The 15,017-nt window shown below is 67.9% G+C and carries 19 protein-coding genes; 16 read left to right on the forward strand and 3 right to left on the reverse strand.

Annotation, left to right across the window (positions count from 1 at the left end):
• Nucleotides 1-350: 350 nt before the first annotated feature.
• Entirely contained in the window at nucleotides 351-761 is a 411-nt protein-coding gene (locus tag WAL33_RS20070; RefSeq protein WP_422183613.1) for a hypothetical protein, read from the forward strand.
• Here the strand turns inward: WAL33_RS20070 and WAL33_RS20075 are convergent.
• From WAL33_RS20075 to WAL33_RS20085, 3 genes are read right to left on the reverse strand one after another with little or no spacing between them, the layout of a single operon-like run.
• Nucleotides 758-1,633: a LexA family transcriptional regulator gene (locus WAL33_RS20075; RefSeq protein ID WP_422183614.1), complete on the reverse strand. Its 876-nt coding sequence runs from the start codon at nucleotides 1,631-1,633 to the stop codon at nucleotides 758-760. The genes WAL33_RS20070 and WAL33_RS20075 overlap by 4 nt on opposite strands.
• 49 nt (nucleotides 1,634-1,682) lie before the next feature.
• Nucleotides 1,683-2,048 (reverse strand): hypothetical protein, encoded by a 366-nt coding sequence (locus WAL33_RS20080; protein WP_422183616.1) that lies wholly within the window; start codon nucleotides 2,046-2,048, stop codon nucleotides 1,683-1,685.
• Between the two features lie 60 nt (nucleotides 2,049-2,108).
• Nucleotides 2,109-2,381: a hypothetical protein gene (locus WAL33_RS20085; protein ID WP_422183617.1), complete on the reverse strand. Its 273-nt coding sequence runs from the start codon at nucleotides 2,379-2,381 to the stop codon at nucleotides 2,109-2,111.
• Between the two features lie 193 nt (nucleotides 2,382-2,574).
• Here WAL33_RS20085 and WAL33_RS20090 point away from each other — a divergent pair, with 193 nt between their 5' ends.
• The 15 genes from WAL33_RS20090 to WAL33_RS20160 all read left to right on the forward strand — a co-directional run bounded on the left by WAL33_RS20090 (nucleotide 2,575) and on the right by WAL33_RS20160 (nucleotide 14,980).
• Nucleotides 2,575-2,715, forward strand: a complete 141-nt coding sequence (locus WAL33_RS20090; protein WP_422183619.1) for a hypothetical protein — start codon at nucleotides 2,575-2,577, stop codon at nucleotides 2,713-2,715.
• Nucleotides 2,712-3,203 carry a hypothetical protein gene (locus WAL33_RS20095; protein WP_422183621.1) on the forward strand — a complete coding sequence of 164 codons (492 nt, stop codon included), beginning with the start codon at nucleotides 2,712-2,714 and terminating at the stop codon, nucleotides 3,201-3,203. Before WAL33_RS20090 ends, WAL33_RS20095 begins: the two co-directional genes overlap by 4 nt.
• A 53-nt stretch (nucleotides 3,204-3,256) precedes the next feature.
• Complete coding sequence (locus WAL33_RS20100; RefSeq protein WP_422183623.1) at nucleotides 3,257-3,610, forward strand: hypothetical protein; 354 nt, start codon at nucleotides 3,257-3,259, stop codon at nucleotides 3,608-3,610.
• A gap of 3 nt (nucleotides 3,611-3,613) precedes the next feature.
• Nucleotides 3,614-4,387: a hypothetical protein gene (locus WAL33_RS20105; protein ID WP_422183624.1), complete on the forward strand. Its 774-nt coding sequence runs from the start codon at nucleotides 3,614-3,616 to the stop codon at nucleotides 4,385-4,387.
• Entirely contained in the window at nucleotides 4,384-4,971 is a 588-nt protein-coding gene (locus WAL33_RS20110) for a helix-turn-helix domain-containing protein (RefSeq protein WP_422183625.1), read from the forward strand. Before WAL33_RS20105 ends, WAL33_RS20110 begins: the two co-directional genes overlap by 4 nt.
• Nucleotides 4,968-6,179 carry a DNA-methyltransferase gene (locus WAL33_RS20115; protein ID WP_422183627.1) on the forward strand — a complete coding sequence of 404 codons (1,212 nt, stop codon included), beginning with the start codon at nucleotides 4,968-4,970 and terminating at the stop codon, nucleotides 6,177-6,179. The genes WAL33_RS20110 and WAL33_RS20115 overlap by 4 nt, the downstream gene beginning before the upstream one ends.
• Complete coding sequence (locus WAL33_RS20120; RefSeq protein ID WP_422183629.1) at nucleotides 6,176-6,838, forward strand: hypothetical protein; 663 nt, start codon at nucleotides 6,176-6,178, stop codon at nucleotides 6,836-6,838. The genes WAL33_RS20115 and WAL33_RS20120 overlap by 4 nt, the downstream gene beginning before the upstream one ends.
• A complete protein-coding gene (locus tag WAL33_RS20125) occupies nucleotides 6,835-7,800 on the forward strand; it encodes a helix-turn-helix domain-containing protein (protein ID WP_422183631.1) in 966 nt (321 codons plus the stop codon). Before WAL33_RS20120 ends, WAL33_RS20125 begins: the two co-directional genes overlap by 4 nt.
• 5 nt (nucleotides 7,801-7,805) lie before the next feature.
• On the forward strand, nucleotides 7,806-8,537 hold the full coding sequence (locus WAL33_RS20130) for a hypothetical protein (protein WP_422183633.1): 732 nt from the start codon (nucleotides 7,806-7,808) through the stop codon (nucleotides 8,535-8,537).
• 126 nt (nucleotides 8,538-8,663) lie between these two features.
• The gene (locus tag WAL33_RS20135; protein ID WP_422183634.1) at nucleotides 8,664-9,089 is read left to right on the forward strand and encodes a hypothetical protein; all 426 of its coding nucleotides are present in this window, start codon (nucleotides 8,664-8,666) and stop codon (nucleotides 9,087-9,089) included.
• Nucleotides 9,090-9,139: 50 nt separating this feature from the next.
• Nucleotides 9,140-9,697, forward strand: a complete 558-nt coding sequence (locus tag WAL33_RS20140) for a phage terminase small subunit P27 family (protein ID WP_422183636.1) — start codon at nucleotides 9,140-9,142, stop codon at nucleotides 9,695-9,697.
• 4 nt (nucleotides 9,698-9,701) lie between these two features.
• Nucleotides 9,702-11,444 carry a terminase large subunit gene (locus WAL33_RS20145; protein ID WP_422183638.1) on the forward strand — a complete coding sequence of 581 codons (1,743 nt, stop codon included), beginning with the start codon at nucleotides 9,702-9,704 and terminating at the stop codon, nucleotides 11,442-11,444.
• Between the two features lie 92 nt (nucleotides 11,445-11,536).
• Nucleotides 11,537-12,757 (forward strand): phage portal protein, encoded by a 1,221-nt coding sequence (locus tag WAL33_RS20150; protein WP_422183639.1) that lies wholly within the window; start codon nucleotides 11,537-11,539, stop codon nucleotides 12,755-12,757.
• The gene (locus tag WAL33_RS20155; RefSeq protein WP_422183641.1) at nucleotides 12,744-13,628 is read left to right on the forward strand and encodes a head maturation protease, ClpP-related; all 885 of its coding nucleotides are present in this window, start codon (nucleotides 12,744-12,746) and stop codon (nucleotides 13,626-13,628) included. The genes WAL33_RS20150 and WAL33_RS20155 overlap by 14 nt, the downstream gene beginning before the upstream one ends.
• 11 nt (nucleotides 13,629-13,639) lie before the next feature.
• Nucleotides 13,640-14,980, forward strand: coding sequence for a phage major capsid protein (locus WAL33_RS20160; protein ID WP_422183643.1), 1,341 nt, complete (start codon nucleotides 13,640-13,642; stop codon nucleotides 14,978-14,980).
• Nucleotides 14,981-15,017 lie beyond the last annotated feature (37 nt).

Raw genomic sequence — 15,017 nt, forward strand, 5'->3', positions numbered from 1 at the left:
GTTCGCCTGGGCAGGGGGGGGGGGTAGGCTGCTGGGGTCGCATGACCGGCTCCGTCGTGGTGACGGTCAATCGGTAAGAAAGATACCGGACCATGTCAAATGAAAAGGTAGGAAAGTTACCATCAGGTGTGATGCTCTCGATCTCAGGCTTGCGCGACGGGGTGGCCATGCGAACAGAAAGGCCTTGGGCCCTCATGGTGGTGTTCGCAGCTTTGGCGGGGTGTGGCGGACCATCGCCGCCCGAACCGGCGAAAGTGGCCGACGAGGACTGGCGAGCCCGTGCGGCTGCTTTTCAGCCTGCGGCTAGCGCACCGGTCTCCAGGTGGATTTACTCGACGCGGGACGACCTGATGTCGGGCGGCAAGGTGTTGTCGGCCTGCATCCGGTCCGACGAGACTGTCGACCTTGAGCCGCCTTACGCAGACACAGCGACGTCACTTTGCCTGTATAGGCAGCGCGGCGAGGTGGTCGCCAACTTCGCCCTGTTAGGGGGCGGGCAGTTCACCTGCAGTGCTGGAACCGGTTGTGGGCTGGGGCTGCGGATCGACGAGGGCAAGGCGGTCAGTGTCGGCGCATCGGTGCCCGCGGACTACTCGCACGACGTCGTCATCGTGAATGATGGCGCGGGACTGCTGGCCCGCATCCGTCGCGGTGAAGTCTTGCGGATCGAGGCCACCTATTACCAGGCAGGTTCGCAAGTCTCCACTTTCGCGGTGAAGGGGCTGGGTGACGGCGTGGGTGGGGAGGCGTGGAAGCCTTAAGCGGCCTCGGCAGAACGCAGGACCACCTGCCGCGCCAGAGCGGGGGAATAGGAGGCAGTGACCTCGGCCGCCCAGACGATCGCGACGTCTCGGATGGGCGCGGCGTTCATGGATATGAGATCCCACGATCCTGGCGCAGCACCGCGCTGGATGGTTTTCAGCAACACCTGGCCGCCGGCGGTTTCGACGACGGCGGGGAATCCGCCGATCATGTCGATGGTCGGTTCGGGGTGTTGGCGGTCGACGAACAGGATCGAGCCGTTCTCGATGATCGGCAGCTGACTGTCGCCGACGACTTCCAGTGCGACACAATCGGGGCTGGCGCCCGGCGGCGGGGGCACCTGGTCGTAGGTTTCCTGGCCGGTGACATAGATGACCGAGCCGTCCGGATTGGCGCCCACCCGGCCGACGATGCGGACCAGGGGCGTTTCGTCGCGCATTGAGCCTTTGGCGTCCATGAGCCATTCGACGCGCACGCGAAAGGCGGACGCGTAGTCCTTGGCCGCCTTGTACGAAAACGGGGCGTTGCCGTTTTCGTGGGCGCGGTAGCTGTTCTCGTTGAATCCGAAACGGCGGGAGGCTTCGGCCGGGCGCTCGAAGCCGGCGGCGATCCGGGCTTTTCGAAGGCGATCGTGACGTTCTTCCATGACAGGAAATCTACCGCGCCCAACGGTAGAAAACCTGCTGAATGGCTTGACGTTGGAACGGTAAGTAATATACCGATTTGGGTCATGCGAACCCATCAAGCCATTCTCGAAGCCGCTGGAACCCCGGCCGTCGCGCGCTTGCTGGGGATTGACCCCGGCGTCGTCAAACAGTGGAAGCGGTCCGATTCCATCCCCGGGCCGTACTGGAGCGAATTGGCCCGTCATGGCGTCGGCACCTTGCTGGAACTGGCGAACGCGGCCGAGTTCCGCAGGGTCAGGCGTTCGACAGAGCGGGCGGCGGCGTGATGGCCGCGGCGAGCGGACAGGCCCGGCAACGCCGGCACGTTTCCAGCGCCCAGGCCCTGGCGAAGGCCCCTTTGCTGAGCAACGAGCCGTCGGCCGTTGGCAGCTCGCCGGTTGTCCTGCTCAGTAGCAGGGAGGTTTTCTCGCGGCACTTGAGCGGGTTCATGGGGGCGTTCATCGGTTGCGGCGCCAGTAGCACCGCTTGCCGCGCCGGTATCGGTCGTACCCTTTCGGCGATGCGACTGAAGGTCGCGAACGCCACGACCGGCGTGGCCTCGCGGTGTTCCGCCGCCGGGCGTTCCGCCCAGATCATCCTCACGTCGAACGGTAAACCCATCCTGTACCTCCCCGTGACGCATTCGCGTCATACGGGTGGCGGGCGTCAAGACGGCGCCGCTTACGATTCGGCTTCGTCCAGGATCTGCGTCCACCAGGCGGAGGCCTCCAGGGCGCGGCGGTTGAGGGCCGCGCGCAGTTCCGGCGGGCCCAGCGGGGCGCCGTCGGAGGTCTGGGCTACCGTCTCGTCGACCAGTTGCCGCAGGGTGCCGACGGCGTGCGTTCGGTTGGCCGGCGTCAGCGTCAAAAGCCATCCCTGTATGCCGATCGCCAACGCAATAAGTTCGGTGGACGGCAGGGGCATGGGCGGCGGCGCACCCAGGTTCGAGGTCATGGGCGGGGTCTCCAACTGTGTCGGGTACGCGACGGGCCAGGGTCTTAGCCGAGGTTGGTCGCGCGACGCGAACCCGGTTCGCGGTGCGACAACCCGCCGCATGGTCGCGCAAGTATTCATTAACAGCGCGAGTCTCGCGGGCGGCGAGCGGTGTGGAACGCAGGATCAAGGCGGGACTGAACATAGCCGCAAGGTGCGGCGCAACGTCGCGGCCGTCATCCCGAACGTCGGCGTCGGTTTCGGGGTGGCTCTGCCCTCGCGCGAGCCCGACGCGGCCGTTCGCCAGCCCGAGAACATTCGCCGCGCCCTGGCGGTGACCGGAGGTGCGGCGTGAGCGGCTTTCGCCCGACCAAGCCGCGCGTCCCCGGCACGCTGCAGGCGGCCCTGACGCGGGCCATCGACCAGCTTCATGGCCTGGACCACGCGGCAGAGCTGATCGACCGGGGGCGTGACTGGCTGTATTCGGCCGCCGACCCGGACCGCGAGAAGGGCAAGCAGGCCAATCTGAGCTATGCCGAGGCCCGCACTCTGAGCCGCCACGGGGCCACGGCCCTGGCCGAGGATCTGGCCCTGCTGGCCGGCGGGGTGTTCCTGCCACCGGTGCCGGCCACCGCCCCGGCCGCCATCCACATGGCTTTGGCCCAGTACGCCCATGAGAGCGGCGAGGCGATCAGCCTGATGATCTCGCGCGTGGCCGATGGCGTGTTCGACGTGCCGGACGCCAAGGCGGCGTTGAAGGAGATCGACGAGGCGTTGCGGGCGATGATGGCCCTGCGCGCCCTGGCCGCCAGCGTGCTGGAAACCGGCGAGGCGGCGCGATGATGGGCGCGGGCGAGTTCGCTGGCGGATCGGAGCCGCACCCGCAAAGCCCGGTGATGCGCCGTCGCGCCCATCGCCAGGCCTGGGCCGACCTGCTGGTCGGGGCGGCCGACCTGGCGCGGCAGGTGATCGACCAGGGCGGCGACATGGTGATCGACCGACTGGACCTGTTTGGCCCGGCCAAGATGCTGGGTGAGGCGGGCGCGCCGACCGAAGAGGCCACCACTCGCCTGGCCTGCGACACGTTCCTGTCGGCGTTCCGGGCGCTGCGCCTGGCGGGCCGGCCGCAGCGCAAGGTGATCATGGCCACCCTAGTGCTGGCCTGCGCCCAAGCGGTCGACGACGTGTTCGCCGACGAGGTCAGCATCACCACGGAAGTCTGGCGCAAGCGCCTGGGCGCGGGGGACTGACCCATGGCTGGGGGGCACGACCAATTCAAGATCACCAGCGTCTGGAGCGAACGCAGCGGCGGCTATGAGCGGGTGCAGGTCGCCGTGTGCGGTTGCGGCCGCACCGAGACCGTCCACGACAGCGGCGCCCGCGCCAAACCGCCGGAAGCCATGGCGGCGAAGTTCCGCCTGAAGGGCTGGCGCATCGCCCCGCGGCGTAGCGGCGACCAGTGCCCGGCGTGCGCGGCCGGCAAGCCCCGCAAGGCCCCCAAGGTGGGCGGGCCACTGACTCCGCAGCAGAAGCGCGCCGCCTTCTGCCGCATCGCGGGCGTCAAGCCCGCCGCTCCGAAACCCGTCACCCCACAAGAGCCGAAAGAGGCCAGGATGCCCCCGAACGCACCGCCCGCCGCATCGATCCCGATACCCGCGTCGCCGCGCCCACCGGCGCCGGGCGCCGAGCCGCCGCGCACGCCTGGCCGCGACGATTGGCGCCGCATCCGCGAGGCGCTGGACGGGGCCTATCTGAGCGACCGCGACTGCTACGCCAAGAACGGCAGCGACCGCCTGCTGGCCGAGCGGTTGAACGTGCCGCGCGCCTGGGTCAGCGAGGAGCGCGAGCGGGCCTATGGGCCGGATCGGTGCGAGGCCGACGGCGAGGATCTGCGCCAGGTCGAGGCTCTGCTGACGACGGCGGCCGAGCTGGAAAAGGTGGGCTTGGACCTGGCGACCCGAGCCGAGGCCTTGGGGCGTGACGTGGTCAAACTGCAGTCGCGGCTGAGCCTGCGGGGTGTGTTGTGATCGGCGCGCCAATCCCGGAAGGCGTGCTCAAGGTCATCGCCGAGGTCGCGCGGCGGCGCGGGTTGCTGACCGAGGCTCTGCTTTCGCCCGACCAGGGCGTGGCGGCGACGGCGGCGCGAGGCGAGGTGTACGCCCGGCTGCTGCGGCAGCATACCGCGCGAGCGATCGCCGCCTGGATGGGGCGCAGCAAGTGGACCATCACCAAGGGAGCCAAGGCCTATCGCGACCGCATGGGGCTGGCGGCGCCCAAGGCGGTGCGCAGCTTTCCCGCCCGCCCGGTCCTGGTGTTGTCGCTCTGGCGCGGCTGGGTCAAGGCGCATGCCGGGCGCCGGCGCATGGACGACATCTGCGCCGAGGTGGCCGGGCTGTACGGCTATACGGTCGACCAGATCAAGGGGCCGGATCGGGACCAGGAAATCTGTGTCGCGCGCCATCACTGCATGTGGGCCATGGGCCGCGAGCCGCACCTGAGCCTGCCCCGGATCGGCAAGTTCCTGAACCGCGACCACACCACGGTGCTGCACGGCCAGCGCCGCCACGCCGAACGGATGGCGCGCGAGTGGCCGGAGGGGCTTGCGGCATGAGCGTCATCGTGCATTGCGGCGACAGTCGGAAGGTGTTGGCGCATATCCCGTCCAACTCGGTCGATAGCGTGGTGTCGGACGCACCGTATGCGCTGGGCTCGATCGTCCGGCGGTTCGGTGGGCAGGGCGCGGCTCCGGCTAGAAGTGAGGGGGCCAGCGGCGTCTATCGGCGCGCGTCCGACGGGTTCATGGGCGAGACCTGGGATGTTGGCGACACCGCGTTCGATCCGTCGTTCTGGGTCGAGGTCTGGCGCGTGGTGAAGCCGGGGGGGCACCTGCTGGTGGCCAGCCACACGACCACCTATCACCGCCTGGCCTGCGCGATCGAAGACGCCGGGTTCGAGATCCGCGACATGATCTCGTGGCTCTACGGGACGGGGTTTCCGAAGTCACACAATCACCAGCGGTCTGGCGTGAAGCACGGCACGGCGTTGAAGCCGGCCTGCGAGCCGTGGGTGTTGGCGAGGAAGCCGCTGCAGGGCTCGGTTGCTGACAACGTCCGCATTTGGGGAACCGGCGCGCTGAACATCGATGGCGCGCGGGTTGGGGATGAGGTGCGAAAAGCGGCCTTCACTTCATTTGCCCCTTGCGCCGGAAACCGGCTCGGCGAACCCGGGACGGCGACGGCGACGGCGACGGCGACGGCGCGGCGCGGGACGCAGGGCGAGGCCCAGGAATACGTCGGACGGTGGCCGGCGAATGTCGCTCATGACGGCAGCGACGAAGTGATCGCTGCCTTTCCGCTGGCGCCGGGTCAGCTGGCGCCGGGTCAGCTGGCGCCGACATCGATCAAGCCTGGTCAGAAGACCAGCGGCATCTATGGAAAGATGAGCCGAGAGGGCGAGGCGTCGGCCGCGCGGCGTTACACCGACTCCGGCTCTACCAACTTCGCGGCGCTGCCTGTCCAGCGGCGGCACGACGAAGGGTCGGCCGCCAGGTTCTTCTACAGCGCCAAGGCCACCAAGGCCGACCGCGCGGGCTCGCGCCATCCGACGGTCAAGCCGGTGGCCCTGATGCAATGGCTCTGCCGCCTGGCCACCCCGCCGGGCGGCGTGGTGCTGGACCCGTTCGCCGGTAGCGGCACGACCGGCGCAGCGGCCTTGCGCGAGGGCTTCGGCGCGATCCTGATCGAGCAACAGCCCAAGTTCGTCGCCGACATCGAGCGCCGCCTGAACCTGGAACGCGCGGCGCTTAGAGGTGCGGCGTGAGGGTTCTTGTGGGCTGCGAGACCAGTGGCGTAGTCCGGCGGGCTTTTGACGCTGCGGGCCACAGCGCCTGGTCCTGCGATCACCTGCCGGCGGAGGATGGCTCTAACCGTCACTTCGTTGGTGACGTCCGTGACTTCCTGAGCGATGGCTGGGATCTGCTGGCCGTGATGCATCCGCCCTGCACACGCCTCTGCAACTCGGGCGTTCGGTGGCTGTCGACGCCGCCGCCGGGCAAGACGCGTGACGAAATGTGGGGGCAGCTCCAGGCGGCGGCCGATCTGTTCAGCGCCTGCTGGAATGCGCCGATCGAGCGAGTATGTATCGAGAACCCGATCATGCATCGTCACGCCAAGGCGCGGATCGAGGGCTACGAACCGCCCGCGCAGATCGTCCAGCCATGGTGGTTCGGTGAGCCGGCCTTCAAGGCCACAGGGCTGTATCTGCGGGGCCTTCCGCCGCTGATAGCGACTGACAAGCTTGCGCGGCCCCAGCCGGGCTCCGATGAGCACAAGGCCTGGTCGGGCATTCATCGGGCGTCGGGGTGGAACAATCCGGATCGAGGCCGGGCGCGGTCACGGACTTTCCAGGGTGTCGCCAATGCTATGGCGCAGCAGTGGTCGGACCCTGATCGGCTTTTCGCCCACGCGAGGGCGGCATGAGTAACGAAGCCCTCACCTGGGCCTTCAGCAACCCCGACCTGCCGTCGGGCGCCAAGTTCGTGCTGGTGGCCCTGGCCGACCGTGGCGGCGACCATTCCGGCGAGGATTGGACGTGTTTCCCGTCGGTCGAGCGCATCATGAAAATGACCAATCAGAGCCGGGCCACGGTCGAGCGTCACCTCGCCACGTTGGTGGCCGAGGGCTGGGTCAGCCGCAAGCGTCGGAAGGCCGCCAACGGTCGTCTAGGCATCTACGACTACGTCCTGCATCGCACCCAGAAACAGGATGACAAGGTCAATTCGCCTGTGGAGAACCCGGCCGACCATACGTCAAATTGCAGCATGGTCGAGGGCGGCGACCATGCGTCAAATTGCGACCCAGCCATGCCTCAAATTGAGGGCCAGCCATGCCTCAAATTGCAGCATGTAAGAGAACCCTCAGTAGAACCCTCAGATAAACCCTCAGAGCGCGCGCGACCCAGCGACGCGGATTTCGAGGAAGCAGGGGCCCGCATCCTGTCGGCCTGGGGCGAGCATCAGCACCTGTCCAGCGTCCGGGTGATCGCCAAGGCGTTGCGGGCCGAATCGCTCGGCGGCGCTGACCTGGCCCAGGTCGAGGCGGCCTGCCTGCACTACGCGGCCCGCAAGTCGATGTGGGGGGCGTCGGGCAAGCCGGTGTCGCCGCAGAAGTTCATCACCGAGGGCCGGTGGGAGACCATCGCCGCCGTGGTGCTGGCCGCCGGGGTCGCCCCAGAGGCGCCGACGCGAACCGGGTTCGCCAACGCAGAGGTTCGGGCCGCCGTGGTGCGGGCCAAGGGCGAGGCGTGGGCGGCGTCGTGGCTGGACCCGTGTGGCTGGCGTGAGAGCGACCGGGTGATCATCCCCGGTCTTGGGCTGCGCGCGGCAGAGCTGCGCAAGGTGAGCGGACTGCTGGCGAGCGAACGCGTAGTGATCGGGGAGTGACGGACATGGCGGCGGCGGCGAAGAAGACGACCCTGGATCTGGGCAGCATCCCGACCCGGACCGAGGATGAAATCGAACTGACCGACATCGAGCGTTACACCCTGGCCCAGGCCCAGGCCCTGGTCGCGGTCGAGGACGGCAAGAGGGTTCCGGGGCGAGACCTGATCCGGGCCCGGCGGCTGCGCCAGACGGTGGCCAAATCGATCGCCCGGCAGCGTGAACAGCGCAGCGTGGATGCGGGCCTGGTCGAGTCGGCCGACGTGGCGGGTCGTCAGGGCCTCGCCCTGGTGAGGGCCGGCGGTTACGTCCGCCTGCCCAAGGGCGATGGCGTGCTGCGCCTGTTCCAACTGGAGCGCCTGACCCGTCCCCAGGTGCAGGCGGCGGTGGCCTATCGCGAGCTGTTCCATTGCGTCGGGAGCAGCGGCATCCGCTTGTCGACCGACGAGCGCACCGGTGGCGGTGGGCTTCCGGGGGCGGGCGCGGTCGCCGCCCTGGCGCGTCCCTTCATGGACGCCCGCAAGCTGGCGATCATCCGCGCGGCCGTCGCTGGCCTCGATACGGGCGACACGACGCCCCATGCTGACCTGCTGTATGGGGTGGTGCATCACGGCGAGCACCTGCGTCATGTGGTGGGCGCGGGTAAGTACTGGGCCGTCGGCCTGGGTCGCCTGCGCAAGGTGCTGGACCTGATCCACCGATTGTTGGGTCTGGGTGTATTGACTCCAGGTGAACGCTAAGGGCACTTATTCGTCACTGCCCGCAAACCGAATCGAAACCCGCCCCGACCCCGTCGCGGCGGGTTTTGCTTGTCCGGCTCGTTGGTGGTGCGTTCCTCCCAATCGACTTATCGGAGGCGTGCGCGCTTGCCGTTCATGCCTCCGACCTTTCGAACCGGCCGGCCTAGGGCCGAGCGGGAGCGCGACAATGACGCCCGCCGAGGCTCAGCCCGCGAGCGCGGCTACACCACCAAGTGGGACAAGGCGGCCAAGGGCCACCTCGACCATGATCCACTCTGCCGCTACTGCGCCCTGATTGGCGAGGTGAAGGCCGCCGAAGCGGTCGACCACCTTTACCCGCATCGCACCTTCAAGGGCGTGTTCTGGCTCAAGGCCTTGTGGGTCAGCACCTGTGACGATTGCCACAAAGGCTTCAAGCAACGCCTCGAACGGCGCGGCCTGATCGCCCTCGACGACCTCGCCCGCCAGCTCGGCCTCCCGACCCTCGCCGAAGCGCAAGGGGGAGGGGGGGGTAAAAGTCTACAGCCTTCTCGGCCGGGACCGGCGTCCTAGCAACGCGCATCTTTTCGCGTATTTCCGAGAACTTTTTTTGGAGCGACCCCATGGCGCGCGGCCCCAAGCCGAAGCCTGCCGCCGTGCGGGCCCAGACGAACCCGGTTCGTTCGAAGCGCAAGCCCGTCGAGGCGGCGCCTGTCGAGGCCGTGGCAGTCAATGGCGTCAAGCCGCCGGCCTGGCTGGCGGGCGAGGGGCTGGAGATTTGGAACCTGCGGGCGCCGCTGCTGGCGGCTGCGAAGCTGCTGACCGAGGCCGACGTCGGGGCGTTCGCCCGGTACTGCCGCAACTTCGCCCGGTGGGTGAAGTTGTCGAATGAACTGGACAAAGACGGCGAGACGTACCTGTCGGAGTCGGCGCATGGCAAGTTGAAGCGGGCCAACCCGGTGTTCCTGATCGCCGACCGGATCGAGCGGCAGTTGCTAGCGGCTGAAGACCGGTTCGGGCTGAACCCGGCCGAGCGCCAGCGGATCATGGCCGCGCGCTCGCAGTCGGGCGTGTCGGGCGATCTGTTCGCAGCGGCCCCGCCCAAGGAAGACCCTGCCGCCAAGCCGACGCCGGCCGCCAAGCCTGTGGTCGACAGCGGCCCGGTCGGGATGCTGAACTAGGCAAGTGGCGGCTAAGCGCAAGTGGGCTGAGCCCGCCAAGCCGAAGGCGCTGGCGCGGTACAAAGACGCCTGGTGGGACGCCGACACGGGCGTCTGGCGCGACGGCGAATACTGGTACGACGAGGGCACGGCCGACAAGGCCGCCGCCTTCTTCCCGAACTATCTGCGCCTGACCACGGGCGAGTGGGCCGGCAGGCCTTTCGTCCTGCAGGAATGGCAAGAACACGACATCATCCGGCCGCTGTTCGGCTGGAAGCGTCCGGACGGCACGCGGCGTTATCGCGTCTGCTACGTCTGGGTGCCGCGCAAGAACGGCAAGACCGAGCTGGCCGCGGGCATCGCCCTGCTGATGCTGCTGGGCGACGCCGAACCCGCCGGCCAGGTGTTCTCGATCGCGTCGGAAAAGGACCAGGCCGCGATCGTCTTCGACAAGGCCACCAGCATGGTCGCCTACAGCCCCAGCCTCTCGCAGAAGCTGGAGTGCATGAAACCGGCGATCTACTGCCCGCAGTTGAACGCCAGCTTTCGGCCTCTGTCGGGCAAGCCCGGCGGCAAGCATGGGCTGAACATGTCGGGACTCATCGGCGATGAGATCCACGAGTGGCGCAACGGCGACCTGTACACGTTCATTCACGACAGCGGTGTGGCGCGGCGCCAGCCGCTGGAATTCCTGATCAGCACCGCCGGGGTGTCGGGCTCGCACGGTGAAACGGTCTGGTCCGAATGCCAGGCGATCTTGAAAGGCGAGGTCGAGGCGCCTCACACCCTGGTGGTGGTCTATGCCGCCGACCCGGAGGCCGACTGGACCAAGCCGGAGGTCTGGGCGCAGGCCAATCCAAACCTGGGCGTTTCAGTGAAGGTCGAGGCGATGGCCGAGGCCGCCGCCGAGGCCAAACGCTCGCCGCGCCTTGAGAACGATTTCAAGCGCTACAAGCTGAACATCTGGACCGAACAGGCCGTGCGCTGGCTGCCGATCGACGGCGTCGACGACGACGGCAACCGCTTCGGCTGGGATCACTGCGTCGGCCCGGTCGACTGGCGGGCTCTCGAGGACAAGCTGGCCGGCAAGCGCTGTTTCGGCGGGCTGGACCTGTCGGCGGTGCAGGACTTGTCGGCGCTGGTCTGGTGGTTCCCGGAACAGGAAGGCCTGGACGTCCCGGCGGTGCTGGCGCGGTTCTGGAAGCCGGCCGACCTGATCAAGGAACACACCAAGCGCGACCGCGTGCCGTACGACAAGATGCTGGCCGGCAGCAAAGACCCGCTGCTGGCGGGGTCGCTGCTGACCACACCCGGCAATGTGATCGATCACGAAGCCATCCGCGCCCGGCTGATGCTGGACGCCCAGAAATTCAAGGTAGCGTTCCGAGGCGAGAAGCGCACCGAACAGCAGTTCGGGATCGCCATCGACCGGTTCGACGCCAGCGAAACCTACGTGAAGCTGCATGGCGAGGGCCTGCCGGTCGGACTGTTCGGCCAGGGCTTTGTCAGCATGAGCGCCCCGGCCAAGGACATCGAACGGTTCGTGCTGGGCAACGCCTTCCACCATGGCGGCCAGCCTCTGCTGCGCCGGCACGCCCAGGCCGTCGCGATCGAGACCGACGCGGCCGGCAACATCAAGCCGTCTAAGGACAAGTCGACCATGAGAATTGACGGCATTGTCGGCCTGGTCATGGCGCGCGGCGCGGCGGCCAAGGACACCAGGCCCAAGGTCTCGGTGTACGAGTCGCGCGGCATTCGTCGGCTCTGATCGTGGCGCTGCGCGACCTCTTTACGTTCGGCCGTGGCCGGGCGGTCGAACAGGCGAACCCGGTTCGCCCGCGTTCGCAGGGTGAGACGGTCGTGTTTCGCGACCTCGACGACCCCGCGGTGGCCGAGTACCTGCGCGGCGGCCAGGTTTCCTCGTCGGGCGCCGTGGTCAACATGGGATCGGCCCTGGGGATCTCGACCGCCTGGCGCTGCACCCTGCTGCTGGCGGGCATCTGCGGTAACTTCCCGGCCGAGGTCATGGAGCGGGTCGACGAGACCACGCGCCGCCCGGCGGTCAATCATCCCCTGCGCAAGGTGATGACCGAGCGGCCGAATGGCTGGCAGACGCCGGCTGAGTTTCGCAAGATGCTGACCGCCCACGCGGTCAACAAGGGCGACGGGTTCGCGCTGAAGATCACGTCCATGGGCCGCGTGATCGCCCTGTGGCCTCTGGACGATCCGGACCGCATGGAGGTCGCGCAGAACGACGACATGTCGCTGAGCTACACCTTCACCACCCGCAAGGGTCGCAAGGTGCCGCTTCGGCAGGAAGATCTGCTGCACCTGCGCGGGTTCAGCGTCGACGGCGTTCGCGGCATCGGCGTGCTGCGGTCCGCCCGCGAGGCGATGGGCCTGTCCATGACCCAGCAGACGGCCGGCGGCCGGATGTTCAAGAACGGCGTCCTGGGCGGCGGAGCCCTCAAGACCGCGGGCACGCTGAGCGACGAGGCCTATGACCGCCTGAAGGCGGACCTGGACACCAACAATGTCGGCGCCGAGAACGCCGGTAAGCTGATGATCCTGGAAGACGGCCTGGACTATGCGTCCGGTCTGATGTCGGCGGTCGACATGCAGTTCCTGGAGGGCCGCAAGTTCTCGCGGACCGACATCGCGATGTTCTACGGCGTGCCGCCGTTCCTGCTGGGCGACACCGAAAAGGCGACAAGCTGGGGCACGGGGCTAGAGCAACAGAACACCGGGTTCATCCAGTACACCGGCCTGGACCTGCATGTGATGTGGGAACAGGCGTGCGAGCGCGACCTGCTGACCGACGCTGATCGCAAGGCTGGCATCTATATCAAGATCGATAGCCGCGTGCTGCTGCGCGGCGACTCCAAAACCCGCACCGAGAACTATTCGCGCGCCCTGGGTTCGGGTGGTGGTCAGCCCTGGATGACCGTCAACGAGGTGCGGGCCCTGGAAGATCTGCCGCCGATCGAGGGCGGCAACGTGCTGCCGGCCCGCATGGGCGCGGCGCCCAGCCCAGGCAAGACCCCGGCCGAGCCGAAGGAACCCGACGATGACGAAGCCTAAGCCTCGCGTGTTCGCCAAGGCGCGCCCCGGCGCGCTGCCGGTGCCGGCCAAGCATGACGTCCAGGCGTTCACGCCAGGCGGCGTGTTGGACCGCTGGAGCGAGGACGCGGCTGGCATCCGGTCGCTGGAGCGCGGCGACAACGTCATCACCATGTTCGACATCATCGGCGAGGATTGGTGGTCGGGCGGCGGCATCACCGCCAAGGGCGTGGCGGCGCAGCTGCGGGCGATCGGCGACCGTCCGGTCGAGGTGCAGATCAATTCGCCCGGCGGCGACATGTTCGAGGGCATCGCGATCTACAATGTGCTGCGCGAGCATTCGCAGCCGATCACGATCAAGGTCATGGGCATGGCGGCCAGCGCCGCGTCGGTGATCGCCATGGCCGGCGACACGATCGAGATCGGCGCCGCGTCGTTCATCATGATCCACAACTGCTGGGTCCTGGCGATGGGCAACCGCCACGACATGCAGGAAACGGCCGAGTTCCTGGCCCCGTTCGACGCGGCCATGGCCGACGTCTACGCCGCGCGCACCGGCCAGAAAGTCGCCGACTGCGTCAAGTGGATGGACGCCGAAACCTATATGTCGGGTTCGCAGGCGATTGAGCGCGGTTTCGCCGACTCGCTGCTGGCGGCCGACAAGCTGACGACCGAACCCGAGACCAAGGCCGCCGATCAGAAGATCAACGACCTGCGCGCCATGGAGCTGCAGCTGGTCTCGGCCGGCCTGACGCGCACCCAGGCGCGCGACCGCATCAACAGAATCAAGGGCACGCCAGGCGCTGCCCACGATGAGACCCCCACGCCCGGCGCTGGGGAACCCGACTGGCACGGCTCTGTCGCCGCGCTGATTGCATCCCTCAAAGCCTGAAAGGGCATTTCATGACCAAGTCCCTGAAACTGGCCCTGGCGGCCAGCGCTCTGTCGTGCGTGGCCGCCAACGCCAACGTGCGTCCCGCTGCCGTGCTTCAGCCGAGCACTCGCGGCCTGCCGCGCGCCATCGTCGGCCAAGGCGTTCGCGCCGACGTCTCCGACCCCAAGGCGATGTTCGCGTCGCTGCAAACCGCCTTCGAAGAGTTCAAGGCGGCCAACGAGCAAAAGCTGAGCGGCAAGGCCGACGTCCTGGTCGACCAAAAGGTCGAGAAGATCAACGAAGCCGTTGGCGCGTTCCAAGGTGCGCTCGACGAAATCAACACGCGTATGGCCGCCCTGCAGCTTTCGGGGGGCGGTGCGCCCGGTCAAACCCGCGAGCAGCGGACTTACAGCGAGACGTTCGCCAAGTTCTTCCGACGCGGCGACGAGGGCGCGACCAGCGCCTTGCACGACCTGGCGGTGAAGGCGGCGATGACTTCGCAATCCGATCCGGACGGCGGCTTCCTGGTTCCGACCGAAATGGAACAGGCCATCGACCGGGTGCTGGGCACGACCTCGATCATGCGCACCCTGGCGCAGATTCAGCCGATCGGCTCCAGCGAGTACAAGAAGCAGGTGAGCCTGGGCGGCGCCGGTTCCGGCTGGGTGGGCGAGACCGACGCCCGTCCCGAAACCGGTACGCCGGTCTTGGGCGAGCTGACCTTCACGCCGGGCGAGATCTACGCCAAGCCGAAGGCCAGCCAGACCCTGCTGGACGACAGCCGCGTCGACCTGGCGGCCTGGTTGGCCGGCGAGGTGGATATCGAGTTCTCCGAAAAGGAGGGCGCGGCCTTCATCACCGGCAACGGCATCAAGAAGCCCCGCGGCATCCTCGACTACGACAAGGTGGCCGACGCCGCGTACGAGTGGGGCAAACTGGGTTACGTCAAGTCGGGCCACGCCACGCTGCTGACCGGCGATGCGCTGATCAACCTGGTCTATGCGCCCAAGACCGGCTACCGGCCGAACGCCCGGTTCCTGATGAACCGCAAGACGGTGGGCGCCGCCCGCCTGCTGAAGGACGGCCAGGGCAACTACCTGTGGCAGCCGTCGGCCCAGGCCGGCCAGCCCGCCACCCTGTCGGGCTATACCGTCGCCGAAGATGACAACATGCCCGATGTCGGCGCCGGCGCGTATCCGGTGGCGTTCGGCGACTTCCGCCGCGGCTACCTGATCGTCGACCGCATGGGCATCCGCGTGCTGCGCGACCCCTATTCGTCCAAGCCGTTCGTCGAGTTCTACACCACCAAGCGCGTCGGCGGTGGCGTGCAGGACTTCGCGGCCATCAAGCTGATGCAGATCGCGGCCTAGCGCCGGATCTCCAGCGGCGGCGGGACCGGCCCTGCGC

Origin of the sequence: Caulobacter sp., from assembly GCF_049283275.1 — a bacterium.
Taxonomy (GTDB): Bacteria; Pseudomonadota; Alphaproteobacteria; order Caulobacterales; family Caulobacteraceae; genus Caulobacter.

What these genes read in the sequence shown, in the direction of transcription:
- WAL33_RS20070 (WP_422183613.1), top strand. Translation starts at nt 351, where the DNA reads ATGTCGGGCGGCAAGGTGTTGTCGGCCTGCATCCGGTCCGACGAGACT.
- WAL33_RS20075 (WP_422183614.1), bottom strand. Translation starts at nt 1,633, where the DNA reads ATGACGGGCCAATTCGCTCCAGTACGGCCCGGGGATGGAATCGGACCG.
- WAL33_RS20080 (WP_422183616.1), bottom strand. Translation starts at nt 2,048, where the DNA reads ATGGGTTTACCGTTCGACGTGAGGATGATCTGGGCGGAACGCCCGGCG.
- WAL33_RS20085 (WP_422183617.1), bottom strand. Translation starts at nt 2,381, where the DNA reads ATGACCTCGAACCTGGGTGCGCCGCCGCCCATGCCCCTGCCGTCCACC.
- WAL33_RS20100 (WP_422183623.1), top strand. Translation starts at nt 3,257, where the DNA reads ATGCGCCGTCGCGCCCATCGCCAGGCCTGGGCCGACCTGCTGGTCGGG.
- WAL33_RS20105 (WP_422183624.1), top strand. Translation starts at nt 3,614, where the DNA reads ATGGCTGGGGGGCACGACCAATTCAAGATCACCAGCGTCTGGAGCGAA.
- WAL33_RS20115 (WP_422183627.1), top strand. Translation starts at nt 4,968, where the DNA reads ATGAGCGTCATCGTGCATTGCGGCGACAGTCGGAAGGTGTTGGCGCAT.
- WAL33_RS20125 (WP_422183631.1), top strand. Translation starts at nt 6,835, where the DNA reads ATGAGTAACGAAGCCCTCACCTGGGCCTTCAGCAACCCCGACCTGCCG.
- WAL33_RS20130 (WP_422183633.1), top strand. Translation starts at nt 7,806, where the DNA reads ATGGCGGCGGCGGCGAAGAAGACGACCCTGGATCTGGGCAGCATCCCG.
- WAL33_RS20140 (WP_422183636.1), top strand. Translation starts at nt 9,140, where the DNA reads ATGGCGCGCGGCCCCAAGCCGAAGCCTGCCGCCGTGCGGGCCCAGACG.
- WAL33_RS20155 (WP_422183641.1), top strand. Translation starts at nt 12,744, where the DNA reads ATGACGAAGCCTAAGCCTCGCGTGTTCGCCAAGGCGCGCCCCGGCGCG.
- WAL33_RS20160 (WP_422183643.1), top strand. Translation starts at nt 13,640, where the DNA reads ATGACCAAGTCCCTGAAACTGGCCCTGGCGGCCAGCGCTCTGTCGTGC.